The sequence below is a fragment of the Bradyrhizobium sp. CCBAU 11434 genome, from assembly GCF_028128895.1.
Taxonomy (GTDB): Bacteria; Pseudomonadota; Alphaproteobacteria; order Rhizobiales; family Xanthobacteraceae; genus Bradyrhizobium; species Bradyrhizobium zhengyangense.
On record NZ_LBJX01000011.1, the window covers coordinates 70,851 to 95,785 of the forward strand.

The following is a 24,935-nucleotide window of genomic DNA, read 5'->3' on the forward strand; positions in this document are numbered from 1 at the left end:
AACTATTTGGAATCATTCGAAGATCAATAAAGCTGTCTCATGCTGCGATTGCGAATTCAGATCGATTGGAAAGTGCAATCGATCGATACGATCGGGTAATGAAACTTGTATCGAGTGCCGGTTTTTGCGTGTTGGCGCAGGCCCGGCGTGATAGCTTGCATGCCACGATGGAATTCGAGAGGACGGACGGTTGATCGACAAGCTTGAACTGCTGCTGGCGCTGGCCAAGGAGCGGCATTTTGGACGGGCGGCAGAAGCCTGCGGCGTCACCCAACCGACCATGTCGACCGGGCTGAAGCAGCTCGAGGAGATCCTCGGCGTGATGCTGGTCCAGCGCGGCTCCCGTTTCCAGGGTTTCACCCCCGAGGGCGAGCGAGCGCTCGACTGGGCGCGGCGCATCGTCGGCGATGCTCGCGCCATGCGCGACGAGATCAACGGCCTGAAGCATCAGCTCTCCGGTGAGATCCGCATCGCGGCGATCCCGACGGCGCTCGGCATGGTTGCGTCGCTGACGACGCCGTTCCGTGCGCGGCATCCCGAGGTGCGTTTCAGCATCCGCTCGACGACCTCATCGGAGGTGCTGGGACTGCTCGAAAATCTCGAGGTCGATGCGGGGCTGACCTATATCGAGAACGAGCCGATCGGCAAGGTGCGCACCATTCCGCTCTACAACGAGAGCTATCGCCTGCTCACCGCGCCCGACGGGATGTTCGGGGACCGCGAGACGGTGACCTGGACCGAGGTCGGGCAGGTGCCGCTGTGCCTGCTGACGCCTGATATGCAGAACCGCCGCATCATCGACCGTGCGCTGCGCTCGGTCGGCGCCGAGGCGACGCCGACGCTGACCTCGAACTCGCTGCTGGTGCTGTTCACCCACGTCAAGACCGGGCGGTGGGCGAGCGTGATGCCGGCCAAGCTCGCCGAGACGCTCGGCCTGTCCGACAAGGTGCGCACCATCCCGATCGTCGACCCCGAGGTCAATTACAGCATTGGCCTGGTGATCCCGCAGCGTGATCCGATGACGCCGCTGATTGCAGCACTGGTCAATATCGCCCGCGAAGTGGCGCCGACGTTGCAATCGTAAGATTCAGGCCGCCGCCGATATCCCGGACGCCGCCTTGATGGCGTCGCGCGGTAGCGTCACGCGGACGACGGTGCCGACTTCCAGCCTGGAGCGCAGCTTCATCGAGCCGCCATGGAGCTGTGCCAGCGAGCGGGCGATTGCGAGCCCGAGGCCGGAGCCGTGATAGGTCTTGGTGAGCTGGCTCTCGACCTGCTCGAACGGACGGCCGAGCCGCGCCAGCGAGTGCGGCGCGATGCCGATGCCGGTGTCGGCGATCATTAGCACGATCCTGTCCTCGAGCTGCCGGCTGCGCACCACGATGCGGCCGCCGTCGGGCGTGAACTTCACGGCGTTGGAGAGCAGGTTGACGACGATCTGCTTGGTGGCCCGGCGGTCGGCGACGACGGCGATCGATTTCTCGATGTCCGCATCCAGCGTGAGGTTCTTGTCCTGGGCCCGGCCGGCGACGACGCGTAAGGATTCGGCCAGCGTCCGCGACAGGTCGAGCTCTTCCATGTCGAGCTTCATGCGGCCGGCCTCGATCTTGGACATGTCGAGGATGTCGTTGATGACCTCGAGCAGGTAGTGACCGCTGGTCAGGATGTCGTGGCAGTATTCCTGATACTTCTCGCTGCCGAGCTCGCCGAACATGCCCGAGCCCATGATCTCGGAGAAGCCGATGATGGCATTGAGCGGCGTGCGCAGCTCGTGGCTCATATTGGCGAGGAACTTCGACTTGGTCTGGTTGGCTTCCTCGGCGCGGGTCTTTTCGCGCTGGTACTTCTCGGCGAGGTCGGCAAGCTCGATGGTCTGGCGCTCCAGCGCCGCCTGCGAGCGCTTGAGGTCGATGACGGTGGCGCGCAGGCGCAGATCGTTGTCGACGAGCTTCTGCTCGTGCTCCTTGATGCGGGTGATGTCGGTGCCGACAGAGACGTAGCCGCCGTCCTTGGTGCGGCGCTCGCTGATATGCAGCCAGCTGCCGTCGTCGAGCTGGGCCTCGAAGGTGCGGGCGCCCGGACCCTGGCTCGAGTTCTCGTTGTGGCGGGTGCGGACCTCGGGCATGCGGCCGACTTCCAGCACGGTCTCGTAGGAGGTGCCGGGGATCACCGCGGTGTCAGGCAGCTTGTGCAGGCGCTGGAAGTGCGAATTGCAGAGCACGAGGCGGTCGCTGGCGTCCCACAGCACGAAGGCTTCCGGAATGGTCTCGATCGCATCGCGCAGCCGAAGGTCGGCTTCCACGGTGCGCTCGGCGAGGCTCTTCTGCTCGGTGATGTCGACTGCGATGCCGATCAGGTGCATGCCGGCATCGCTGGCGCCGCGGGTCCGCTCGCAGCGGACGCGGAGCCAGATCCAGTGGCCGTCGACATGCTGCATGCGGAAGGTCTGGTCGATGTGGTCGATCTTCCCGGAGATCAGCTGGTCGGCGATCGCGAACAGGTCGATGTCGTCGGACTTCACCAGCGCGTTGACCTCGCCGAAGGTGAGCAGCTCGTTGCGGCCGTCGAGGCCGAGCATCGAGAACATCGATTGCGACCAGAAGATCCGGCCGCGCGACAGGTCCCAGTCCCACAGGCCGCAGCGGCCACGGTTGAGCGCGGTGTCGATGCGGCCGCGCACCGCGTCGTTGATCAGGTCGCCTTCCCTGGCGCGGGTCGACTGCCAGTGGAATGCGAAGCCGAGGATCAGAACGACGAAGCCTGTCGTCGCCGACAGCGTCACCGACAGCGCCGCGTCCGAACCCCAGATCGGCTCGTTGCGCTCCTGGATCACCGTGACGAGACCCGGCAGCGACTTGATCGGCCGCGAGGTCGCCAGCGCCGCATTGCCATCGGGCAGTGTCATGTCCACGACGTTGTTGTCGCGCGGCGGCGCCGCGAGCAGCTGTGCGGTGGTGATCGCATCGAGCAGGCGGTCGTTGCCGGCTGGATCGCTGTCGATCGGAATGCGGGCGAGGATGCGGCCGTTGACGCCGGCCGAGGTGACGACGACATGGCGGCCCGAGAGCCTGGACTTCGTCGGGATCATGTCGGGCAGCAGCGTCGGCAGGTTCTCGATGGTCTTCAGCCGCTCGGCGCGGACAGAGGCGGCGCGGTCGATCCGCTCGGCGAGCAGTTCGGCGAGCATCGAGATGTCGTTCTGGATCACCAAGCGCTTCTGGCGCGTCTGGTCGACGACCTGAACGAACGCGCCGAGGCAGATCGTGATGAGGAAAGCGATGATGAGCGTCGGCACGGCGCGACGTAGCGCCGGCTCCGCGATCAGGAGCCGATGATAGGCAGGTTTCGCGATCGATTGCGCCAATCCCTTGATCGAATCGGATTGGACGCACGCGTTCGCGGCGTCTGCACGCGCCATGCCTTCGGCCCCCTGAAAACCTGTCTGCAACTAAGTTCGAAAGCAGCCCCACAACGCTTTCGAATCACAGCGATTTGAATCCAGTTTGCGCAGGCTGTCGAGAGTCAACGAAAGGTTAACGCGAAATAATTCTTATCCAATGCAGAGTTTGCGCGCGTTCTACTCCGCAAACTCACGTGCATCGGGAGTCCGAAACGAGAACGTGTGACTCCTCGCGCGTTCCGCCTCACGCGCGCGGCGGCTCGGCGTGGCTGATGACGCGCTTCACGCTCGGGAACGCACGGCGCAAGCGGCGCTCGATCGCATCGACATGCTCGTGCACCTTGATCACGCTCATCGACGGCGTGGCGCGGCAGTGGAAGTTGACGATCTCGCCGGCGTCGGTGTTGCGGACACGCACATTATGGATGTCGTGGATCTCGCCGCCGGCGGCATATTCGGTCAGCGCGGCGGCGATGGTCTGCACCCGCTCCGTCACGGCATCGACGCCGAACGGCAGTTCCGGTTCCAGCGGCTCGATATGGACGTCGACTTCGACGTCAGCGCCGAACTCCTCCTGGATGCTGCGTTCCAGCGTGTTGGCGATGTCGTGGGCGGCCTCGAGCTGCATGCCGGCGTCAACCTCGAGGTCGATGCTGACGATCAGCTTGGCTCCGAGATCGTGCACCGTGACGTGGTGGATGGCGAGGCCTGAATTATGTGCGATCACCATGATGCGATCGCGCACGGTCTCGTTGTCGCGCGCGACCGGCACCGCAGTGAAGGTGAGGTCGGCATCGTCGAACGCCTTGCTGACGGCGGCCTCTGCGTTGCGCTTGATCTCCTCGACGCGGTCGATCGGGTAGGTCCTGGGTACCTTGACGATGCTGTCGATGAAGGTGGTCGCCCCGACCATGCGCACGCGCAACCGGTCGACGTCGATCACGCCGGGCACGCTGCGAATCGCGGCGGTGGCCTTTTCCTGTGCCCCTTCCGGGGCGCGGTCGACCAGCGTGTGCACCGTTGAGCTTGCCATCCGCAGGCCGAGCAGGGCGATCATCACCGCCACGGCCGCGGCGGCGGCCGCGTCACCCCACCAGAAGCCGAAGGCCGCGAGAACGAGGCCGACGATGACGGCGCACGAGCCCATCACGTCGGACGCAAAGTGCAGCGCATCCGCAGCCAGGGCCTCGCTCCTCGTCTCTCGCGCGGCGCGGTGCAGGGCGCGGGCGCGCCAGAGGTTGACGAGGATGTCGATCACCAGCACCACGAACGGCACGGCCGAGATCGTCGGCGGCGGAGTTCCCTCGCGCAGCCGGCTGTAAGATTCGACCAGGATGCCGCCGGCCAGCACATAGAGCAGCGCGGTCACGCCAAGCGCGGAGATGCTCTCGAGCTTGCCGTGGCCGTAATGATGCTCGTCGTCGGCCGGCTTGTCCGACACCCGCACCACCGCCCAGGTGATGATGGTCGCGACCAGGTCGATCGAGGAGTGCAGCGCCTCGGAAATCAGCGCCAGCGATCCGATCGCAATGCCGACCACGAATTTGGCCGCCGCCATGCCGCCGCTGGCGAGGATCGAGATGGCCGCGACCGATGTCTTGTCATGCTGTCCGCTCATGGCGCAGGATTTAGCAGGGCATTCGCGAACATCAAGCGACGATCCACAGACGTAGTCGCGAGTGAGTTGCAGGAGCGAATGCGCCCTGAAGTCCCGTCATTCCGGGACGCCGCAGGCAAACCCGGAATTTCGAGATTCCGGGTTCGATGCTTCGCATCGCCCGGGAATGACATGATCCTACACGCTCACCACGATCTTCCCCAGATGCTTGTTGGCCTCCATGTGCTCGAACGCCTTGTCGATGTCGTCGAAGGCGTACACCTTGTCGATCGGCAGCTGGAGCTTTCGCGATTCCACTGCGCCCCAGATGTCCTTCCTGACCTCCTCGAAGATCGTGCGGACCTCCTCGATGCTGCGGGTGCGGAAGGTGACGCCGATATAGGAGATACGGCGGGCGGCATGGAGGTCGAAGTTGAAGTCGGCATGGGTGCCGCCGAGCCGGCCGACATTGACGATGCGGCCCAGGATCTTCGTTGCAGCCAAGTTCTGGTTGGCGACCTTGCCCGAGACCTGGTCGACGATGAGATCGACGCCTTCGCCGCCAGTCGCCTTCAGCACCTCCTCGACCCAGTTGGCATCGGAAGAATCGACCGCAAGGTCGGCACCGTAGTCCTTCAGCCGGCCGCGGCGATAGGGATCGGTCGAGGAGCCGATCACGAGCTTTGCGCCCTTGAGCTTTGCAATTTGCATCGCCATCAGGCCGACGCCGGAGCTGGCGCCCTGGATCAGCACGGCCTGCCCGGGCTGCACCCCGCCCACGGTTACGACGGCATTGTGCATCGTGGCGAGCGCGACGGGCAGCGTGGCGGCTTCCTCGAAATTCATGTTCGAGGGCGCGCGGAACAGCCGGCCGTGGTCGGCGAGCGTGTACTCCGCGAATGCCGCGCCGCCCGAACCCATGATGCGGTCGCCGACCTGTAAGCCCTTCGCATCAGGTCCAAGCTCGGCCACTTCGCCAGCCCATTCCATGCCGAGCACGGTGCCGGCGCCGCCGGCCGCGCCGTGGGCGTGACCCTTGCGCATGCCGGTGTCGGCGCGGTTGAGACCACAGGCACGGACCTTGACGAGGACCTGCGTGCCCTTAGGCTTTGGTTGAGCGACGTCGGAAATCCGAGCGCCTTCAGCACCGTAGACATAAGCCTTCATGAATTGCTCTCGCTTCTTGCAGTGACTATTCCGCCGCTTCGCGCTGTGGCTGGACGATCATCCCTTCGAGTCGGCCGCGAATGATCGCCTCTGCTTCGCGCACGATGCGGGAGATCAGCTCGCCGCAGCTCGGGATGTCCTGGATCAGGCCCTGCACCTGGCCGGCCGACCAGATGCCTTCGTCTGAATTGCCTGTGGCATAGACCATCTTGCCGCGGGCTCCCGCAACGAGCTCGCGGATATCCTCGAACTTGGCGCCTTCCTTTTCCATCGCGACGACCTTGGTCGAGATCTCGTTCTTGGCGACGCGCGAGGTGTTGCGCATGGTGCGGAAGATCAGCTCGGTCTCGCGCTCGTCATTGGCGACGATCTTTTCCTTGATGAGCTGGTGGATCGGGCTCTCCTTGGTCGCCATGAAGCGGGTGCCCATGTTGATGCCCTCGGCGCCCAGCGCGAGCGCGGCGACGAGGCCGCGGGCATCGGCAAAGCCGCCGGAGGCGATCATCGGGATCTTGACCTTGTTGGCGGCGGCCGGGATCAGGATCAGGCCGGGGGTGTCGTCCTCGCCGGGATGGCCGGCGCATTCGAAGCCGTCGATCGAGATGGCATCGGCGCCCATGCGCTCGGCCGAGAGGGCGTGGCGCACGCTGGTGCATTTGTGCACGACCTTGACGCTGTGCTTCTTGAATTCGTCGACATGCTCCTGCGGCTTATTCCCGGCGGTTTCGACCACCTTGATGCCGGCCTCAATGATGGCGGCGCGGTATTCGGCATAGGGCGGCGGCTTGATCGCCGGCAGGATGGTGAGGTTGACACCAAAGGGCTTGTCGGTGAGGTCGCGGCAGCGCGCGATCTCCTTGGTCAGATCCTCCGGCGTCGGCTGGGTCAGCGCGGTGATGAAGCCGAGCGCGCCGGCATTCGCGACGGCGGCGACCAGCTCGGCGCGGCCAACCCATTGCATGCCGCCCTGGACGATCGGGTGCTCGACGCCGACGAGTTTTGTGAACCGTGTTTGCAGCATGACGTTTCCCCCTGGGTGGCCCGCAGGCTCTGTTATCGGTTGATGACGGAAGGATGCCGCTGAGGTCGGGAAATGTCTATCGGCGGGGCGTGCGGTGAGGGCGGGGCGGCATGCAGGCGATGAGGGTGATTCCGCAGGGCGGACAATTGGAGATCCGGTGCCTTTTGGTGCGAGCTCTTTCCTCGCACACGGTCGTCATACCCCGCGAAAGCGGGGTATCCAGTACGCTGCGGCTTCTCGCTTCTAGCCTCGCGGCCTCTGGATACTGGATTGCCCGCTTTCGCGGGCAATGACACCGAGTATGGAGGTATGGAGCGAACAGCTACTCCGCCGACAGCCGCACCATCTGCCGGCCGCCGTTCATCTCTTTCAGGCTGTTGACGAAGTTTTCCGGGCGCTGCCAGCGGTTGGGGACCTTGAGGCCCATGTACTCCGCGATGTCGCCGATGAAGCCGGTGCAATTGGTGGTCTCGGCATTCCAGACCGGCGAGCTTGCCTTCAGCTTCTCGATGTGGGCGAACACGCGCTTGGCGTCGGCTTCGTTCAGGTAGACGCGATAGCTCGCGGTCAGATAGTCAGGGTCGAGATCGCCGTAACTCGCGCCGGTCTCTGATGGCACCCAGGTGAAATAGCCGAGCACGTAGGACCAGGTGTCACCGGCCGGCGTCAGGCCAGCGACCTCGACGGCGCGCTCGCTGGTCTTGCCGTACCACACAAAGGCATGGCCCCAGCTCGCCGCCGTCCGCGCGCGGAAGTCGACGTAGTAGGGGCCTTTCTCCGCCCGCGTGACCGAGCGCCGCGTCGCTTGCGCTGTGGAGCGCGATGCGGTGTCGGTCGAGACAAGCGCACTGGCATCGGCCATGCGCTTGTTCGATTCGTGTTTCGCTTCTTGGGCCGAAGCCTGCGGCACCATGCATGCGATCATGGTCGCAAGCGCGAGGCCCGCAAGGATGCAGGATCCCGATCGATCACGTTTGTTGGTCACGCAACGCCCCTTCGACTGTCGGCCGCTTACGCAAATCTTGCGCGTGGTTCGCTGGGCGCCTCAGTAGCGCGCAGCGACCGGGCCCGGCGCCTTGCCGATCGGGGCCTTGCCAACAGGGCCCTTGCCGATGGGCATCTTGCCGATCGGGGCCTGCTCGGCCGGATAGACCGGCACGGGCTGGCGGCGAGGCAGGTCCGCAGCGTTTGCAGCCGTCACCAGAGCAAGCGTCGCACCCAGAACAAATACAATCTTCTTCACAGTCATACCCCTAGCAGGTTTGGTCCAAACACGGCCGAGCCGTGCCCCCAGACACGCCTTCCACATGGGCGGCCGAATGCGACCAAGTTGCGGCACATCAGCGACATGTTGGCGGCATCTCCTGGGCGCGCGCAGATGTGATGTGGGTCGGAATGTTTCGGGCGCGCCGCGCAATCGTCAGCGATCGGCGCTCAGCCGAAAATGCATCTCGATCTTTGCCGGCGATGGCTCGCTTCCAGTGCGCCACGGCGAGAAGCCGGGCGTGGGATCCGGATCGGACGGAAGATCGATCGACCAGCGTTGCGTGGGCACATCAGGCAGTGTCAGGCTAACGGCGCGGTGGCGCGTCTTGTACATCAGCGGAACAGTGGAAATGATCGCTTTGCGGTCACCGTCATGCGCGCGCCAGTTCGGCGGCAACATGGCGTTGGCATAGCCTGACGCTTCCTCGACCTCGATGTGCACGTCCTCTTCCTTGTCCGGCAGGGTCATGCCCGGGGGAAGCCGAAACTCGACCTGGAGCGTCATGAAGCCGTGGCTGAGATTGGGCGAGCGGATCAACTCGTACCATCCCCAATAGCCCAGCCCAGCCACGACAAGCAGCACGGTGACGGCGAACGGGAAGGAGAGCCGGGTGGCGCCGGGAGGCGCCGCATCCGGGATCTCTCCAGCAGGTGCCGGCGCTGTGTTGCGGACCAGGCCGAAGCGCACGAACAGCCAGACGCCGGCGATCAGGCCGACCACGCCTCCGATCGGACCGATGTCGAAGAAGGCCCCCATGGCGATGCCGCCGTCGCGGTCCGGTCCCGCCAGCATGACCACCAGGGCAGCCAGGGCGGACCAGCCGGCGAGTGCGCCGAGCAGGCCGGAGAGGATGCCGAGAATGATGCGCATGTGCACTTGGTCGCGCGCAGATTTATCGCGGTTCGAACCTGACAGTCATTTCAGCCTTCACCCGATCCGGTTCAGGCTGTTGCGGATGGTCGAGAAGATGCCGCCGATGTCCTTGCGCAAGGCGTCGAGGGCGTTGAAATTGTCGAAGATGCGGGCAAGGCGGTCTTCGACCTCGCGCTTGCTCTTGGTCAGCGCATCGACGCGCGAGGTGAGGGTGACATCGCCGCTCGCCTCGATCTCGCCGACGGTCTTGGCGAGCAGATCGCGGGTGGCGCTGACCTCGGCGATCATGGCCTCGATGCCGAACACCGGCGCCTTCAGCGGCACGAGATCGGCCTGCGATTTCGACATTTCCGCCTTGAAGGCGTTCAGCGTCTCCTGCAAGGCGCCGAGACGCTGGCGCGACTGGAGCACGAAATCGTTCAGCGCGTTCTGGCGGTCGACGAGGGTCCTGCCGTCAGTATCGGTCTCGACCTCCGCGAGCGAGCGTTCGAGCTGGGCCTGGCGCTGGCCGAGCTCCTCGAAATCGAGCCGGATGCTTTTCAGGATGTTGGCGCTGTCGTCGATGCGGGCGAGGCGCTGCTCGATCTCGTTCTTGTTTTTCGACAGCGTCTCGACGCGTGCGTTGAGCGGGGCCTCGCCGCCGGTCTCGATCTCGTCGACGGTCTTGGCGAGACGATCGTGGCTGAGGCCGAGCTCGCCGATCAGGGCGTTGATGCCGGCGTCGGACGAGCGCAGCGGCACCAGCTCGGCATGGGATTTCGCCAGATCTTCCTTGTACTGGTTGAGTGTCGCGAACGTACCCTGCACTGCGTTCACCCGGCCGAGCAGCGTCGATACGTCGCGCGCAATATCTTTCAGCCGGTCGGCGAGGTTGTTCTTGCGGTCGTCGGTTTCGAGGTCGAGCAGCGCGCGTTCGAGCTGGTTCTGGCGGTCGCGGATCTCGGTGAAGACGGGCTCGACTGCGCGGCGCTGATCGGCGACCTTGCCGACCATCTCGCGCACCGTCTGCTGGCGGCGGCGGATCTCGGCCAGCTGATCTTGCATGTCGGTGGACTGGTTGCGGCCCTGCTGGAGCAGCGCGCGTTGCTCGGTCTCGCCAAGCTTGTCGTGCAGTGCGGAGACAGCCTCCCTGGGATCGCTCTCGATCAGGTGCTGAACGGTGGCGTCGAGGTGATTTTGCAGGGCGTGCGCGACGACGACGTCTTCCCGGGTCTTCTTGAGGCGGTCGCGCAAGCTGTCGAGGCGGCGGTCCTGGCGTGAGAGCCGAAAGACCGAGGCGCCGATCAGCGCCAGTCCGAGCACGACGATCGCGCCGGCCGCGATGCGCTGCGGCACCGGCAGCGCGATGAAGGCGGCGGGCAAATGGGTGACGTCGTAACCAAACGCCTGCGGGGCGAGGAACGCGATGGCGGCGAGCAGGACAAACCAGGCAACCAGGAAAAACAGCCACATGCCGACGCCCTCACGCCCGCGCACATTTTCGCCATAATTGCTATTGGAGAGCGCAACCGAGATCAAGGGGCGCGCGGGCTGCCGGACGCGTCAGAAGGCGCCATCCACAGCCGGGCGCATCGATATCCTCCATCGTCATTCCGGGGCGGCGCGTAAGCGCCGAGCTACGGTGCGCAATTGCGCACCGTAGTTCGCGACTTTGTTGCGCCCCGGAATGGCGGGGAGCTACAGCCGAAACTCGTTCGTCAGCTCGCCGATGCCGTCGATCGCCACCGTCACAATATTCACCGGCTCCTTCATCACGCCGACGCCGACCGAGGTGCCGACCGCGATGAGGTCGCCGGGGAGCAGGGTCATGTCGTGGGAGATCTTGCTCACCAGGGCTTGCGCGGAAAAGATCATGTCAGAGATCGGATAGTTCTGTCGCTCCGCGCCGTTCAGAATGGTGCGCACCGTGAGCTTGGCCGGATCGAGGCCGGTCGCGATGACGGGGCCGAACGGGCCGTAATCGTCGATGCCCTTGGCGCGGGCCCATTGCGGAAAGGTGGGGTCGCTGGTCAGGATGTCGTTGGCGGTGATGTCGTTGACGCAGGTGTAGCCGAAGATGAAGCGGTCGGCCTCATCAGGCGAGACGCGGGCGCAGGTCTTGCCGACGACGATGCCGAGCTCGCCCTCATAGGTGGTCTTGCCGTCGTAGTAGGAGGGACGGCGGATCACCGCGCCTGGTGTCGTGATGGTGGTGGTGGCCTTGAGCAGATAGAGCGGCGCCAGTGGCTCGGGCTGATTGAGCTTTGCCGCGAGCGCGTGAAAATTATTCCAGAGCGCGACGATCTTGCTGGGCGCGCAGGGTGCCAGCAGCTCGACCTCCGACAGCGCAAGCGTCCTGGCGGTCGCCGCGTTGCGGCCAAACATCTCGCCTTCATGCACGCTGATGCCTGACGATTCCAGCGTGCCGAAGCCGGTGGTGCCAGCGTGGCGGAAGCGCAGCCATTTTGTCGTCTCGGTACTCATCACGCCACCGCCAGCGCGCGAGGATCCCTGGGCGCGGAGATGCCGTCATAGAGGCCGGCGATGCGCGCGCGCTGGGTCACCATCGCCAGCACCGAGTCGAGGGCAGGCGTCGGCATCTTGGTCAGGCGGCCCATCTCCTGCACGACAGTGACGAGCGGGTCGATCTCCATCGGGCGGCCACGCTCGAGATCCTGCAGCATCGAGGTCTTGTGCGCGCCGACCTTGCGGGCGCCCTCGATGCGGCGCTCGACATCGACGCGGAACTTGACGCCGAAGGTTTCGGCGATGGCTTGCGTCTCCACCATGATCGCGCGCGATAGCGCCCGCGTGGCGGGATCGGTGCAGATCACGTCGAGCGTTGCGTGGGTCAGCGCACTGATCGGGTTGAAGCAGACATTGCCCCAGAGCTTCAGCCAGATCTCGTCGCGGATGCGGTCGAGCACCGGCGCCTTCAGGCCGGCCGCGACGAAGAGGTCGGCGAGGCGCTTCACGTCGGCGGTGATTTCACCGGAAGGTTCGCCGAGCGGAAAATTGTTGCCATAGACGTGGCGGATCACGCCGGGCGCCTCGATCTCGGTCGCGGGATAGACGATGCAGCCGATCGCGCGCTCGGCCCCGATCTCGCGCCACTGCCGCCCGCCGGGATCGATGCTCTCCAAGGTCGCGTTCTCATACGCGCCGCCGTGCTTGTAGAAGTACCAATAGGGGATGCCGTTGACCGCGGTGACGATGCGGGTGTGCGGCCCGAGCAGTGGCTGCATCTTCTCGATCACGCCGGTGATCGAATGCGCCTTCAGCGTGACGATGACATAGTCCTGCACGCCGAGCTCGACCGCGTTGTCGGTGCAGCGGGGATGGACGGTGTGTATCTCCTCGCCGGCGAGCAAGGTCAGGCCGCGTTCGCGCATCGCAGCGAGGTGCGCGCCGCGCGCGACCAGGCTGACATCGGCGCCTGCGCGTGCCAGCTGCACGCCGAGATATCCGCCGATCGCGCCGGCGCCGTAGATGCAGATCTTCATGAAATCCTCCCGGGGGTACCGGAATTTTGGGACGAAGGATCCGGTCCGGCTCGGATGCGTCCGAGCCGGGGCCGGTAGTCGCAGGGGAAGTGAGACGTTTAGGCTGCCGCTTGCGGCGCGCCGTTGAGGGCCTCGTCAACGGCAGCGGCGATGTCGCGCATGCTGATGACGGAGACGAGGCTGTAGTCGTCGATCACGGGCAGGTGCCGGATGTGATTCCGGTTCATCAGATGCCGGACATGCTCGATCGTGTCTGAGGAGGTGCAGGAGACCAGCTGCTGCACCGAGACGAGTTGCGAGACCTTGACGTTGACGGCGTTCGCGCCGTGCTCGGCGACCGCCCGCACCACGTCACGCTCGGTGAACATGCCGACCGCAGTGTTTCCTTCCGAGCGGACCACGTCCTTCACTACCAGCGCGCTGATGTTGTTGGCCCGCATCAGCTTGGCGGCAATACCCACCGTTTCGTTCATTCGCACCGTGACAACGCGCGGCGTCTTCTTGCGCAGAATGTCTCCGACCAGCATGGCAACCTCCCTGGGGTGAACGATGGGAGAAGTGTGGTATACATAATGCCAATCGTCAAGCGCTGGATTTGGTTGATCCGAAAAATCTTGCGGCAGCAATGCTGACGTTTGTCGCTGCCAGCAGAAGAACGCGGCAAAGAAAAAGGGGCGCATCGCTGCGCCCCTCTTTAACCGTCGTACCAACGCGTGGCGGCTTACGCCGTCCCGGTCTTGGCACGCGTCTCGGCGTTCGTTGCGGGACTGGTGCTCTCGGCCTCGTTGCCGAGGATGAACGAGCGGCGCAGCGGCTTGATCACGAACAGCGCCATCAGCGCGGCCGTCGCGTTCAGTGCCACGGCCACCACGAACACGGCCTTCCAGCCATAGGCGGTCGAGATCACGCTGGCGAGCGGGACCAGCAAGGAGGCGGTGCCCTTCGCGGTGTAGAGCATGCCGTTGTTGGTGGTCGCGAACTTCGAGCCGAAGGTGTCGCCGCAGGTGGCGGGGAACAGCGAGTAGATTTCGCCGAACACGCCGAAATAGACCGCGGTCGCGAGCACGAACACGAGCGGGACGTGACCGTAGGCCGATAGCGTCAGCAGCATCAAGGCGGCGGTGCCGAAGGCGATGAACATGGTGTTCTCGCGACCGATCGTGTCGGACACGAAGCCGAAGAACGGGCGGCCGAAGCCGTCGAAGATGCGGTCGAGCGAGATCGCGAAGGTCAGTGCCGCCATCTGGAAACCGGCAAGCGAGACTGGCGTGTCGGCGATCTTGAAGTCGTGCGCGATCGGCGCGATCTGGGCCGCGGTCATCAGGCCGCCGGAGGCGACCATGACGAAGACGAGATACATGATCCAGAAAATAGGGGCGCGCAGTACTTGCGGTGGCGTGAAGTCGATCTTGGTCTGCGGCAGATTAAGCTGCTTCTTCTTCGGCGGGATCGAGAGTCGCGGCGGTTGGATGAAGAAGGCGAGCACGAACACGATCACGCCCTGGCCGATGCCGAAGGTGAGGAACGCGTGTTGATAGCCTGAAGATGCGATCATGGCCGCGATCGGCACCACGGTGAGAGCTGCACCCGCACCAAAGCCGGCCGCCGTCGCGCCGGCGGCGAGGCCGCGGCGATCAGGAAACCATTTCAGCGCGTTGCCGACGCAGGTGCCGTACACCGCGCCTGCACCCATGCCGCCGACCACAGCCGCGGTATAGAGCAGGGGAAGGCTATCGGCGTAGGAGTTGAGCAACCAGGACAACGCGATCATCACGCCGCCGAACATGATGACGATGCGCGGGCCGTATTTGTCGACGAACCAGGCCTCGACCGGCACCAGCCAGGTTTCGGTGACGACGAAGATGGTGAAGGCGAGCTGGATCGCCGCGCGACCCCAATGGTACTTCGCGTCGATCGGATCGACGAACAGCGTCCAGCCATATTGCAGGTTGGCGATCATCGCCATGCAGACGATGCCCATGCCGAGCTGGAGCCAACGGAAACCTGTGCGAAGAGGCGCGGCCGTGACGGCGCCATCCGTGCCTGAAATCATCAACAACCTCCCAAGCGCTTGTCTGGTGGCGACGTCTGCCGCCTATATGACGGAGTGTCGCAAATCTTGTGGCTTATGGTCGCAAGCGCGGCGCGCAGCTTGGTATACCATATTCCAGAATGCAAGCCCTATCTTCGGATCAAGCTCAAGAAAAGTGCAGGGTTCCTTCGGGTTTGCGGTATTAAGGTGTATTCGGGAAAACGAAAACGCCCGGCGGTGAGGCCGGGCGTGAGGCGCGATGTCAATGTTGCGGGTGCGAGGTCAGATGGTCGATTGCGCGACCACGACCTTGCGCCAGGGTTTCAGCACCAAGAGCGCCAGTAGCGAGGCCAGGATGTTGGCGCCGGCAGCTAGGATGAACACGTTGTCCCAATGGCCGGAGCTTTGCTGCACATAGTTCGCCAGCGGCACCAGCAACGCGGCCGTGCCCTTGGCGGTGTAGAGCAGGCCGGCATTGGTGGTCGCGAACTTCGCGCCGAACGTGTCGGTGCAGGTCGAGGGAAACAGCGAGTAGATCTCGCCCCAGGCAAAGAACACGAAGCCTGAGAGGATCACGAACCAGATCGGATCGTGGCCCCAGAGGTAGAGCATCCAGATGCCGAAGCCCTCCATGCCGAAGGCGATGAACATCGTGTTCTCGCGGCCGATCATGTCGGAGATCCAGCCGAAGAACGGACGCGTCAATCCGTTGAGCACGCGGTCGATGGTCGCTGCGAAGGTCACCGCGGTCATGGTCATGCCGATCAGCGTCACGGGCACGGCGTCGACCTTCCAGTCGACCGCGATCGGCTTCAGATTTGCCGTCACCATCAGCCCGCCGGCGCCGACGATCACGAACATGAAGTACATCAGCCAGAAGATCGGCTGACGCAAAACCTCCGTCGGCTGGTAGTTGCGCCGGGTCTGCGCAAGAGCCGCATTCGCCACCACCGCCGGCACCTGGCCCGGCTTCGGCGCCAGCAGGAAGAAGGCGAGAATGCAGATGATGATGCCTTGTCCGAGGCCGAAATAGAGGAAGGTGGTCTGGAAGCCGCTATCCTTGATCATCGCCTGGATCGGCGCGACGGTGAGCGCAGAGCCGGCGCCGAAACCGGCGGCGGTAATGCCCGCGGCAAGACCGCGCTTGTCGGGAAACCATTTCAGCGCATTGCCGACGCAGGTGCCGTAGACGCCGCCGGCGCCGATGCCCGCGATGATCATGCCGAGATAGTAGCCGTTGAGCGTGGTGGCTTGCGCGTTGACCGCCCAGCCGATCGCGCAGAGCACGCCGCCGACCAGCACGACGATGCGCGGACCGTATTTATCGACAAACCATCCTTCGACCGGCACCAGCCAGGTCTCGAACAAAACAAACAACGTAAAGGCCCATTGGATCGAGGCGCGATCCCAACCGAATGTCTTCTGGATGTCGGGGACGAAGAACGTCCAGCCATATTGGTAGTTGGCGATCATCACCATCGCCGCCACGCCGATTGCCAATTGTGCCCAGCGATACGTATCGCTGACGCGTGCGGCTGAAGGGGCTGTTGTGGCCTGCACCATGTCCGTCATGAATCCTCCAATGAGCGCTTCTGTTTTTTAAGCGAGCGTTGGCGGCATTCTTGTATTCATTATGCCAAGCATCAAGCGCGCGAGGCCCATTGTGCGCTTATGACGCAACCTCGTTGGCGAGGCTGCACGAATGTGCCTGATCCCAAATAGAAATGGCTCCGCAGCGCGGAGCCATTCTTCAAAAGTAGGAATTCGCAGAAATTACAACCGGCGCGACAATTCGACGCGCGGCGACCTCAGATGGCGCTTACAGCCCGAAGCGGGGCAGGTCGCCGTTCTGGTTGGAGATCTCCGCGCTGGCCATCAGGAAGCGGTCGACGGCGGCCATGAAGCGGGCGAACAGCGAGGCGGAGGGCGCCAGCGCGACGGAAGCGGTCTTGGACATCGGAATTCCCTTTCTCGAGACGGTCAGTATTGCTGTCTCATTTCGAAGGTTGTTCTATGTATACCAGATGCCAATGTCCATGCATGCCATCGCATAGCAGCATGGATGATACCGCATTGCAGCATAATGATGCGTGCGGCCGTTCTGGGCCTAAGACCTAAGGCTCGGCCATTATTCGTCTGGTTCCGTCTCAAGCCGGCGTCGGGTCGGGAACAGCGTCAGATCATATCGCCGGGAAAGAAGGCCCCAGAGCCCGCGAGGAGCGAGCAGCATGACGAGGATCCCGAGGGTGCCCAGAAGAATGAGGTACCACGCACCAAAATCGGCGAGGTAGCGCTGCATCAGGTAGAAGACGACGGCGCCGATGATCGGGCCCTCGATCGTCCCGATGCCCCCGATCACCGTGATGAAGATGACATAGGCGGTCCAATCGAGCACCGAGAAGGCGGCGTCCGGAGAGATGCGCGCCTTCTGAAGGTAGATCAGGGCACCGATCATGCCGGTCATGGCGGCGGTCGCAACATAGACGGCGAGCTTGATGCTGGTGATGTCGACGCCGAGGCTCGCGGCCGCAGCCTCGCGGTCGCGGATCGCACCCAGCGCCAGGCCCTGGCGCGAACGCAGCAGGAAATAGACGAAGGCGAGTGTGCCGACCACCAAAGCCAGCGCCAGCCAGTACGATGCAATGTCACGCGCGGCCGGCGTGCGCACGTCGAGCAATGTCTTGATCCACTCAATCCCAGGCACGGACGCGGTGACGGATGGAGTAAGCGAGGTCCCGGTGCCGCCGCCAAGCGCCTTCACTTGCGCGAAACCAAGACGATAGACCTCGGCCACGACCCATGTGCCGATCGCGAAATAGGCGCCACGCAAGCGGAAGACGATCAGCGCCGTCGGCAAGGCGAGTGCCGCCGACACGATGCCCGCGACCGGAATCGCGAGCAGTGGATTAAGGCCGGCGACAAGCGTCAGCGCGAACAGGACGTAGCCGCCCAATCCGACGAACGCCTGCTGGCCGACCGAGATCAGGCCGGCATAACCCGCGAGCAGATTCCAGCATTGCGCCAACGCCAGCATGTAGAACAGGAAGATCAGATCCTGAATGAGATTGCGGCCGGCGAAGGTCGGCAGCAGGACGAGCCCGAGAAGGACAATGCAGGCGATGGCCGCGGCCGGGCGCGACACGCCGTGCGCGGTCGCGATACGAAAGATCTGCTTCGGCTTGGCCGTGCCTGGATCCATCATTCCGCGCCTCAATCGATCGCGCGCGGAAACAGTCCGCGCGGCCTGATCACCAGCACCAGGAGAAACGCGAGGTGGCCCGACAGGATCTGCCATTCCGGATCGATGCGCGCGCCGATGGTCTGGGCGAGGCCAAGAATGATGCCGCCGGCAAGCGTGCCCCAGAAGCTGCCGAGCCCGCCGATGATCACGGCCTCGAAGGCATACAGCAGTCGCGCCGGGCCGATGGTGGGATCGAAATTCGCCCGCAGGCCCAGATAGAGTGCCGCGATCGCGATGACGACGAACGCGATGCCCATTGCCATCGCGAATGTGCGGTTGACGTCGATCCCCATGAGCTGCGCGACGTCGAGATCGTCAGAGGTTGCCCGAAAGGCCCGGCCGATCGACGTCCGATAGAAGATGAAGTTGAGAGCCACGATCACGGCGATCGCGGACACCAGCGTCAGCAGTGGAACGACGCCCACCGCGATGTCTCCGCCCAGCGACACAGACGCGGTTTCGATCGCACCGGACCGCAGGCGGCGGCTGTCAGCGGAGAACGTCTGCAGCAGCCCGTTCTGGATGATGATCGAGAGTCCAAAAGTGACGAGCAGCGGCGGCAGAAGGTCGCGTCCCAGCGTCCGATTCAAAAGCACGTGCTGGAGGCCGAAGCCGATCGCAAACAGGATCGGGGCTGCAAGGAGCACTGCGGCAAATGGATCGACGCCGAGTTTTTCCGTCACCGCCAGAATGACAAAGGCTGCGAGCACGATGAGGTCGCCGTGGGCAAGATTGACCAGCCGCATCACGCCGAACATCAGTGAGAGCCCGGTCGCGAAGAGCGCATAGAGGCCGCCGAGCAGGATTCCCTGGATGATCGCGTCGAGAAGGCCGATCATTGCATCATCCGAAATAAGCGCGGTGAATCTGATCGCGCGAGAGTTCGCCGGGGCGGCCTTCGAGCGAGACCCGCCCCTCCTGGAAGCAGTAGACGCGATCGGCGGCCTTCATCGCCTGGACGATGTCCTGCTCGACCAGCACGACGCTGGTGCCCTCGGCCTTGATCTGCGGAAGTGCGGCGTAGATGTCGGCGATGACGATCGGCGCGAGCCCGAGGCTGATCTCGTCGCACAGCAGGATGCGGGGATTGGACATCAGGGCGCGGCCGATCGCGGCCATCTGCTGCTGGCCGCCCGAAAGAATCGGTGCGGCCGACGCCCGCCGCTCCTTCAGGATCGGGAACAGGCCATAGACCCGGTCGAGCGTCCAGGGTCCAGGAAGCTTGCGGCCGTGCCCGCCGATCAGAAGGTTCTCTTCCACGGTCAGCGAGGGAAACAGCCGTCGCCCCTCCGGCACCAGCGCAATTCCGAGCTTGACGATCTCGGCAGCACGCTTCGCCCCGATCGGATGGCCGTCGAGCAGCACGCTGTCCGGGCGAGACGGGATAAGGCCTGCGATCGCCTTCAGGAAGGTCGACTTGCCCGCGCCGTTCGCTCCGATGATGGCGATGGTCTCGCCCGCATCGAAGCTGAGATCGATGCCGTAAAGTGCCTGGAAGTCGCCGTAGAAGGCCGTGAGATCGTGTGTGCTGAGCAACGGCATGCGTCACGCCTCGATGCCGATATAGATCTGGTGCACGTCGGGTCGCTGCATGACCTCCTTTGGCGGTCCTTCCGCGATCTTGCGTCCAAAGTTGAGTACGACGAGGCGATCGATGACGGCAAACAAGGCATGCACAACGTGCTCGATCCACAGGATCGCGACACCGGATTTCCGGATCTCGCCGATCGTCGCGACGAGCTCGGCGCATTCGCCCTCGGTCAGTCCGCCGGCGATCTCATCGAGCAGCAGCAGCCTTGGGGTGCTGGCGAGCGCGCGAGCCATTTCCAGCCGCTTGCGCTCGAGCAGTGTCAGGGAGCCCGCGAGCACGTTCGCACGCTTGAGCAGGCCAAGCTGGTCGAGAATCTCGCCGCAGGCCTGTGCGGCCTCGCGCTCGCTCTTGCGCCGGCCGTGAACGGCGCCGACCAGGAGATTTTCGAACACGGTGAGATTCTCGAACGGCTGCGGAATCTGGTGTGTGCGACCAATACCGGCGCGGCAGCGTCCCTGCGGCGGCAGGCCCGCAAGGTCGCGTCCGTCGAAGCGCATGCGGCCGGCGCTCGGCGACAAGCCGCCGGCGATCAGGTTGAACAGCGTGGTCTTGCCGGCGCCGTTGGGCCCGATGATGCCGACGGCCTCGGAATGCGCGATGGTCAGGTCCAGATCGTCGGCCACGACGATCGCCCCGAAGCTCTTTCTGAGGCCGGCGATTTCCAGCAGCATGGGTCTTCAGCGCGCCGCGCGATCAGGCAATCGGCTCCATCTTGCCGCCAGCGGGAATTGCCGGCGCCGTCCTGTTGTCGGTGATGACGATGTCGTACTTGCCGTCCTTGAACCGCCACTGACCGCCGACGAGCGGCGTCTTGGCGACGTTCTTGGCGGCAAAGGGCGGCAGGCTCGAAGAGCCCCATTGCAGCTTGCCGACGACGGTGTCGAGATTGGTAGCGGCGATCGTTGCGGCGATCGCTTTTCCGTCGCGATCAGGAGCGCGCTTCAGGACGTCGACGGCGACTTCGAACAATGCATGGACGAAGCCGATCGGCTGCGTCCATTGCTTCTTGGTGGCGCTTTCATAGGCGCCCGCGAGATCCTTCGCGCTCATGCCGGTCAGCGACGACTTGAAGGGATGGTTCGGTGTCCACCAGACTTCGGAGGACAAATTGTGACCGTCCTTGCCCAGTGCCTCGACGGCGACCGGAAACAGGATCGCCTTGCCGATCGATGCAACCTTGGGCTTGAAGCCCTGCTGCAACGATTGCTTCCAGAACGTGGTGAAGTCCGGCGGCAGCACGACGCCGGTGATGATCTCGCAATTGGCCGACTTGAACGCGCCGATCTGCGCGGAGAAATTGTCGGTGAGATTCTGGTAGCGGCCTGGATCGGTGAGCTTGTAGCCGCCTTTGTCGAGCGCCGGCGGGAATCCAACCACCTTGTCGCCCCAGGCGTTGCCGTCGCCATCGTTGGGAAACAGTCCGCCGACGGATTTATTGGTCGCGACCTGGCTCCACATGTTGGTGAAGACGGCGATGACGTCCTCGAGACCCCAGAAGAAGTGATAGGTGTAGTTGAAGCCCTTCCACGCCGGCGGCCCGCCACCGGGATTCTCCTGGCGACCGATGAACCAGGGTTGCCAGGGCGCGACCGTCGAGATGCACGGCACCTCTTCGATCTCGCATTGGGTCGAGACCGGATTGGTGGTCTCCGGTGTGGATGCCACCAGCATGAGATCGATCTTGTCCTGAACGATCAGATCCTTGGCGACCTCTGCGGCGCGGTTCGGATTGGACTGGCTGTCCTTGACGATCACCTCGACCGGGACCGTGGCGTTGCCGACCTTGATGCCCGCCTTGGTCGCCTCCTTGAAATTGGCGAGGATGAAATTGTCGGCCTCGGCAAAGGCGGCGAGGGGACCGGTCAGCGGTGAGACGTAGCCGAGCTTGATCGCGCGCGTCTGGGCGATCGCCGGCGACTTCAATCCGACCGAGAGCGCGGCCCCGGTCGCGGCCGAATATTTCAGGAGCGTGCGGCGATTGATGGAATGACGATCAGCCAAGCTGATCCTGCTGCGAGTCATCTGCGCGTCCTCCCCTATGGATGCACCGGATTCTCAACGTGATTTGACACACCGGCCGGCGTTCGATATTCGAACATACGTTCGTAATTCGACCAGTGTCTTCTAGCGCCCAAACGGAGTCAACAGGCCGCCGCATGACGCAGGCATCAGAACGCCACAAGGCGGATCCCGGGCATCGCAAAAGCGAGCCCGGGCATCGCAAAAGCGAGCCCGACGATAAGGAGTTCATGACCACGCTGGCCAAGGGGCTGGCCGTGCTCGGAGCCTTCGGTCGCCAGCGCCCGACCATGACTTTGTCGGAGGCCGCCAGCGTCGCAGATCTGTCGCGTGCCACCGCACGCAGGGTCCTGCGCACGCTGACCCTGCTCGGTTACGTCGTACAGGACGGCCGCACCTTTGCGTTGTCGCCGCAGATCCTGGACCTCGGCTTTGCCTATCTATCGACGCAGAGCTGGATCGACCGCGCCCTGCCTCTGATGCGCGAGCTCAGCGAGCGGCTCGGCGAATCCTGCTCGGCGGCCATCCTCCAGGACGCGGACATTGTCTATGTCGCGCGCGTGCCGGCGCGCCGCATCATGTCCGCCGCATTGTCGGTCGGAAGCCGGCTGCCCGCGCTACACACCGCATTGGGGCGCGTCCTGTTCGGCTATCTCGACGAGGAGGAGATCTGGCGGCGGCTCAAGTCGCGGCGGATCGAGGCCTACACGCCGCAGACCATCACCGACCTGCAAGCCCTGTTCGACCGTATCCGCGCCGACCGCGCCCAACGATTCTCGATCGTCGACGAGGAGCTCGAGCGCGGTCTTCGCGCGCTTGCCGTGCCGGTGCTCGATCGCAGCGGCCAGATCGTCGGCGCCATCAATCTCTCGACGCATTCGACGCGAACGACCCGCAACGAAATGCGCGAGCATTTCCTGCCCGAGCTCAACCGCATCAGCGAGCAGATCTCGTCGATGACCATCTGAGGCGCACACCCCGGCTTCCGACCCTTGCCATTCAGCAGGAGCGGCCGTATCGTCGCATCAAGTTCGAAATACGGACATGAGTTCGATAATCGAACAAATTGAGGGGAGATTGCACGATGGCAGGCAAGGCGCAGGGCGTCGGGGCCGTTCCGCCGGAGCACACCGGCAACGTCAAAGTCACGCGTCCGCAAAACGGCGCGGAATACCTGGACTCGCTGCGCGACGATCGCGAGGTCTACATTTACGGGGAGCGGGTGAAAGACGTCACCACGCACCCCGCCTTTCGCAACACTGCGCGCATGGTGGCCCGCCTCTACGACGCGCTGCACGACGACAAGCACAAGGACAAGCTGCTGCTGCCGACCGACACCGGCAATGGCAGCATGACGCACGCCTTCTTCAAGGCGCCGAAGTCGATGCAGGATCTGATCGCCGGGCGTGATGCGATCGCGGAATGGGCCAAGATCACCTATGGCTGGATGGGCCGCGCGCCCGACTACAAGGCCGCATTCCTCGCGACGCTGGGCGCGAACGCCGATTTCTACGATCCGTATCAAGAGAACGCCAAGCGCTGGTACAAATTCAGCCAGGAGCGCGTGCCCTTCATCAATCACGCGATCATCCATCCGCCTGTTGATCGCGACCGCCCGCCGAACGAGGTCGCCGACGTCTGCTGTCATATTGAGAAAGAGACTGACGCCGGGCTGATCGTGTCGGGTGCCAAGGTGGTGGCAACAGGATCCGTGCTGACGAACTACACCTTTGTCGCGCATCACGGCCTGATCCCGCTGCAGGACAAGAAGTTCGCAGCCGTGTTCATGGTGCCGACCAACGCGCCCGGCGTGAAGTTCATCTGCCGCACGTCCTATGAGATGAGCGCGAGCGTGATGGGAAGTCCGTTCGACTATCCGATCTCGAGCCGGCTCGACGAGAACGATGCCGTGTTCATCATGGACAAGGTACTGGTGCCCTGGGAGAACGTCTTCGTTTACGGCGACATCGAGAAGGCGAACAATTTCTTCCCGCGCACCGGCTTCCTTCCTCGCTTCGTCGTGCATGGCTGCACGCGCCTCGCGGTCAAGCTCGACTTCATCAGCGGGCTGCTGCTCAAGGCAACTGAGGCCGCCGGCACCAAGGACTATCGCGGCGTGCAGGCCAATGTCGGCGAAGTGATCGCCTGGCGAAACCTGTTCTGGAGCCTGTCGGACGCGATGGTGCGCGATCCCAAGCCATGGATCGGCGACTACGTGCTGCCGAACATGGATCCCGGCAACGCCTACCAGATCATCGCCACCATGGCCTACACCAAGGTGAAGTACCTGATCGAACAGACGGTCGCCTCCGGCCTGATCTATCTCAACAGCCATTCCAGCGACTTCAAGAATCCCGAGATCCGCCCCTATCTCGATCGATACTTGCGCGGCTCCAACGGCTACAAGGCCGAGGAGCGGGTCAAGCTGCTCAAACTGTTGTGGGACTGCATCGGCAGCGAGTTCGGCGGTCGCCACGAGCTCTACGAAATCAACTATGGCGGTTCGACCGAGGAGATACGCCGCTATTGCCTGTTCGGCGCCCAAGCCTCCGGCAATGCCGATCGGTTCAAGGGCTTTGCCGAGGACTGCATGGCCGAATACGACCTCGACGGCTGGAAGGTGCCTGACCTCACCGATCCCGGCGAGCTCAGCTATCACATGCTGCGAAAGTGAGATCGATGCTGAGCGGCGCCGTCGATTCCAAGCGCTTCCGGTCGATGATGGGAACATTTCCGACCGGCGTCGCAATCATCGCGACCGAATGGAACGGCGAACTGTTCGGCGCGACGATCAATTCGCTGACATCGGTCTCGCTCGCCCCCTGTATGCTGCTGTTCTGCACGAATGAGGGGAGTGCGACGGGAGCCGCCATCCGGCGGCGCGGCCTGTTCTCGGTGAATATTCTGGGTCAGCATCAATCCGAACTGTCCCATCGCTTTACCGGGCAGTTGAAGAACCGCTTCGATGATTTGGCCCCGGCGTTCAGCGCCGACGGCCTGCCGCTCTTGCAGGGTGCAGCGGCCCGGCTGTGCTGTCGCGTTGCCACCGTTCACAAGGCTGGCGATCACGACATCATTCTGGGCGAGGTGATCTCGGGCGAGGAGTCCATGTGCAATCCGCTCGTGTTCCACAAGGGGGCGTACGGGAGCTTTCAACGCGCTTGAGGCGATGAGGAAGGGGGCCGGCGCGGCGGATCAAGGCCTTGCCAGCGCTATGCAAAGCCGTTAGTGGTGCGCCCCCTTTC

General features: G+C 63.9%; 23 protein-coding genes. 4 read left to right on the forward strand and 19 right to left on the reverse strand.

All coding sequences use genetic code 11. From position 1 onward, the window contains the following. Positions 1–190 precede the first annotated feature (190 nt). Complete coding sequence (locus XI06_RS07945; protein ID WP_237889789.1) at positions 191–1,084, forward strand: LysR family transcriptional regulator; 894 nt, start codon at positions 191–193, stop codon at positions 1,082–1,084. 3 nt (positions 1,085–1,087) lie between these two features. Here XI06_RS07945 and XI06_RS07950 read toward each other — a convergent pair whose 3' ends face one another. The 19 genes from XI06_RS07950 to XI06_RS08040 form a co-directional block, all read right to left on the reverse strand. Continuing rightward, a complete protein-coding gene (locus XI06_RS07950) occupies positions 1,088–3,418 on the reverse strand; it encodes a PAS domain-containing sensor histidine kinase (protein WP_237859277.1) in 2,331 nt (776 codons plus the stop codon). A gap of 226 nt (positions 3,419–3,644) precedes the next feature. Beyond that, positions 3,645–5,018 (reverse strand): cation-efflux pump, encoded by a 1,374-nt coding sequence (locus XI06_RS07955; RefSeq protein ID WP_237859276.1) that lies wholly within the window; start codon positions 5,016–5,018, stop codon positions 3,645–3,647. Positions 5,019–5,195: 177 nt separating this feature from the next. Then, positions 5,196–6,164, reverse strand: coding sequence for a quinone oxidoreductase family protein (locus XI06_RS07960; RefSeq protein ID WP_271605002.1), 969 nt, complete (start codon positions 6,162–6,164; stop codon positions 5,196–5,198). 25 nt (positions 6,165–6,189) lie between these two features. Then, positions 6,190–7,185, reverse strand: coding sequence for an NAD(P)H-dependent flavin oxidoreductase (locus tag XI06_RS07965; RefSeq protein WP_237859273.1), 996 nt, complete (start codon positions 7,183–7,185; stop codon positions 6,190–6,192). Positions 7,186–7,507: 322 nt separating this feature from the next. Next, positions 7,508–8,170 (reverse strand): hypothetical protein, encoded by a 663-nt coding sequence (locus tag XI06_RS07970; protein ID WP_271605003.1) that lies wholly within the window; start codon positions 8,168–8,170, stop codon positions 7,508–7,510. Between the two features lie 60 nt (positions 8,171–8,230). Then, a complete protein-coding gene (locus XI06_RS07975) occupies positions 8,231–8,434 on the reverse strand; it encodes a hypothetical protein (RefSeq protein ID WP_057753092.1) in 204 nt (67 codons plus the stop codon). Positions 8,435–8,605: 171 nt separating this feature from the next. Then, the gene (locus XI06_RS07980) at positions 8,606–9,322 is read right to left on the reverse strand and encodes a hypothetical protein (RefSeq protein WP_271605004.1); all 717 of its coding nucleotides are present in this window, start codon (positions 9,320–9,322) and stop codon (positions 8,606–8,608) included. A gap of 57 nt (positions 9,323–9,379) precedes the next feature. Then, a complete protein-coding gene (locus tag XI06_RS07985; protein ID WP_271605005.1) occupies positions 9,380–10,777 on the reverse strand; it encodes a hypothetical protein in 1,398 nt (465 codons plus the stop codon). Between the two features lie 225 nt (positions 10,778–11,002). Then, a complete protein-coding gene (locus XI06_RS07990; RefSeq protein ID WP_271605006.1) occupies positions 11,003–11,788 on the reverse strand; it encodes a fumarylacetoacetate hydrolase family protein in 786 nt (261 codons plus the stop codon). Further along, on the reverse strand, positions 11,788–12,807 hold the full coding sequence (locus XI06_RS07995) for a 2-dehydropantoate 2-reductase (protein WP_271605007.1): 1,020 nt from the start codon (positions 12,805–12,807) through the stop codon (positions 11,788–11,790). The genes XI06_RS07990 and XI06_RS07995 overlap by 1 nt, the downstream gene beginning before the upstream one ends. A gap of 98 nt (positions 12,808–12,905) precedes the next feature. Next, on the reverse strand, positions 12,906–13,334 hold the full coding sequence (locus XI06_RS08000) for a CBS domain-containing protein (protein WP_237859266.1): 429 nt from the start codon (positions 13,332–13,334) through the stop codon (positions 12,906–12,908). Between the two features lie 194 nt (positions 13,335–13,528). Next, positions 13,529–14,860: an oxalate/formate MFS antiporter gene (gene oxlT / locus XI06_RS08005; protein ID WP_237859265.1), complete on the reverse strand. Its 1,332-nt coding sequence runs from the start codon at positions 14,858–14,860 to the stop codon at positions 13,529–13,531. 261 nt (positions 14,861–15,121) lie between these two features. Then, on the reverse strand, positions 15,122–16,411 hold the full coding sequence (gene oxlT, locus XI06_RS08010) for an oxalate/formate MFS antiporter (protein WP_237859264.1): 1,290 nt from the start codon (positions 16,409–16,411) through the stop codon (positions 15,122–15,124). A 247-nt stretch (positions 16,412–16,658) separates the two neighbouring features. Next, positions 16,659–16,796: a hypothetical protein gene (locus XI06_RS08015; RefSeq protein ID WP_237859263.1), complete on the reverse strand. Its 138-nt coding sequence runs from the start codon at positions 16,794–16,796 to the stop codon at positions 16,659–16,661. A gap of 171 nt (positions 16,797–16,967) precedes the next feature. After that, positions 16,968–18,041, reverse strand: a complete 1,074-nt coding sequence (locus XI06_RS08020) for a branched-chain amino acid ABC transporter permease (protein WP_271605008.1) — start codon at positions 18,039–18,041, stop codon at positions 16,968–16,970. A gap of 8 nt (positions 18,042–18,049) precedes the next feature. Further along, complete coding sequence (locus XI06_RS08025; protein ID WP_237859466.1) at positions 18,050–18,916, reverse strand: branched-chain amino acid ABC transporter permease; 867 nt, start codon at positions 18,914–18,916, stop codon at positions 18,050–18,052. Between the two features lie 7 nt (positions 18,917–18,923). Continuing rightward, a complete protein-coding gene (locus XI06_RS08030) occupies positions 18,924–19,622 on the reverse strand; it encodes an ABC transporter ATP-binding protein (RefSeq protein ID WP_237869925.1) in 699 nt (232 codons plus the stop codon). Positions 19,623–19,625: 3 nt separating this feature from the next. Continuing rightward, positions 19,626–20,342, reverse strand: a complete 717-nt coding sequence (locus XI06_RS08035; protein ID WP_237859260.1) for an ABC transporter ATP-binding protein — start codon at positions 20,340–20,342, stop codon at positions 19,626–19,628. Between the two features lie 22 nt (positions 20,343–20,364). Beyond that, positions 20,365–21,693 carry an ABC transporter substrate-binding protein gene (locus XI06_RS08040; RefSeq protein WP_237869921.1) on the reverse strand — a complete coding sequence of 443 codons (1,329 nt, stop codon included), beginning with the start codon at positions 21,691–21,693 and terminating at the stop codon, positions 20,365–20,367. A 134-nt stretch (positions 21,694–21,827) separates the two neighbouring features. Here XI06_RS08040 and XI06_RS08045 point away from each other — a divergent pair, with 134 nt between their 5' ends. The 3 genes from XI06_RS08045 to XI06_RS08055 all read left to right on the forward strand — a co-directional run bounded on the left by XI06_RS08045 (position 21,828) and on the right by XI06_RS08055 (position 24,855). After that, positions 21,828–22,658 (forward strand): IclR family transcriptional regulator domain-containing protein, encoded by an 831-nt coding sequence (locus XI06_RS08045; RefSeq protein WP_271605009.1) that lies wholly within the window; start codon positions 21,828–21,830, stop codon positions 22,656–22,658. 116 nt (positions 22,659–22,774) lie between these two features. Beyond that, positions 22,775–24,364: a 4-hydroxyphenylacetate 3-hydroxylase N-terminal domain-containing protein gene (locus tag XI06_RS08050; protein WP_237859256.1), complete on the forward strand. Its 1,590-nt coding sequence runs from the start codon at positions 22,775–22,777 to the stop codon at positions 24,362–24,364. 5 nt (positions 24,365–24,369) lie between these two features. Further along, complete coding sequence (locus XI06_RS08055; RefSeq protein WP_271605010.1) at positions 24,370–24,855, forward strand: flavin reductase family protein; 486 nt, start codon at positions 24,370–24,372, stop codon at positions 24,853–24,855. Positions 24,856–24,935 lie beyond the last annotated feature (80 nt).

Bases quoted from the DNA above. Each gene is read 5' to 3' on its own strand.
- XI06_RS07975 (WP_057753092.1), bottom strand. From the start codon at position 8,434: ATGACTGTGAAGAAGATTGTATTTGTTCTGGGTGCGACGCTTGCTCTG.
- oxlT (WP_237859264.1), bottom strand. From the start codon at position 16,411: ATGACGGACATGGTGCAGGCCACAACAGCCCCTTCAGCCGCACGCGTC.
- XI06_RS08035 (WP_237859260.1), bottom strand. From the start codon at position 20,342: ATGCTGCTGGAAATCGCCGGCCTCAGAAAGAGCTTCGGGGCGATCGTC.
- XI06_RS08030 (WP_237869925.1), bottom strand. From the start codon at position 19,622: ATGCCGTTGCTCAGCACACACGATCTCACGGCCTTCTACGGCGACTTC.
- XI06_RS07980 (WP_271605004.1), bottom strand. From the start codon at position 9,322: ATGCGCATCATTCTCGGCATCCTCTCCGGCCTGCTCGGCGCACTCGCC.
- XI06_RS08020 (WP_271605008.1), bottom strand. From the start codon at position 18,041: ATGATGGATCCAGGCACGGCCAAGCCGAAGCAGATCTTTCGTATCGCG.
- XI06_RS07990 (WP_271605006.1), bottom strand. From the start codon at position 11,788: ATGAGTACCGAGACGACAAAATGGCTGCGCTTCCGCCACGCTGGCACC.
- XI06_RS07965 (WP_237859273.1), bottom strand. From the start codon at position 7,185: ATGCTGCAAACACGGTTCACAAAACTCGTCGGCGTCGAGCACCCGATC.
- XI06_RS07985 (WP_271605005.1), bottom strand. From the start codon at position 10,777: ATGTGGCTGTTTTTCCTGGTTGCCTGGTTTGTCCTGCTCGCCGCCATC.
- XI06_RS08000 (WP_237859266.1), bottom strand. From the start codon at position 13,334: ATGCTGGTCGGAGACATTCTGCGCAAGAAGACGCCGCGCGTTGTCACG.
- XI06_RS07955 (WP_237859276.1), bottom strand. From the start codon at position 5,018: ATGAGCGGACAGCATGACAAGACATCGGTCGCGGCCATCTCGATCCTC.
- XI06_RS08040 (WP_237869921.1), bottom strand. From the start codon at position 21,693: ATGACTCGCAGCAGGATCAGCTTGGCTGATCGTCATTCCATCAATCGC.
- XI06_RS08050 (WP_237859256.1), top strand. From the start codon at position 22,775: ATGGCAGGCAAGGCGCAGGGCGTCGGGGCCGTTCCGCCGGAGCACACC.
- XI06_RS08015 (WP_237859263.1), bottom strand. From the start codon at position 16,796: ATGTCCAAGACCGCTTCCGTCGCGCTGGCGCCCTCCGCCTCGCTGTTC.
- XI06_RS08055 (WP_271605010.1), top strand. From the start codon at position 24,370: ATGCTGAGCGGCGCCGTCGATTCCAAGCGCTTCCGGTCGATGATGGGA.
- XI06_RS08045 (WP_271605009.1), top strand. From the start codon at position 21,828: ATGACGCAGGCATCAGAACGCCACAAGGCGGATCCCGGGCATCGCAAA.
- XI06_RS07960 (WP_271605002.1), bottom strand. From the start codon at position 6,164: ATGAAGGCTTATGTCTACGGTGCTGAAGGCGCTCGGATTTCCGACGTC.
- XI06_RS07995 (WP_271605007.1), bottom strand. From the start codon at position 12,807: ATGAAGATCTGCATCTACGGCGCCGGCGCGATCGGCGGATATCTCGGC.
- XI06_RS07950 (WP_237859277.1), bottom strand. From the start codon at position 3,418: ATGGCGCGTGCAGACGCCGCGAACGCGTGCGTCCAATCCGATTCGATC.
- oxlT (WP_237859265.1), bottom strand. From the start codon at position 14,860: ATGATTTCAGGCACGGATGGCGCCGTCACGGCCGCGCCTCTTCGCACA.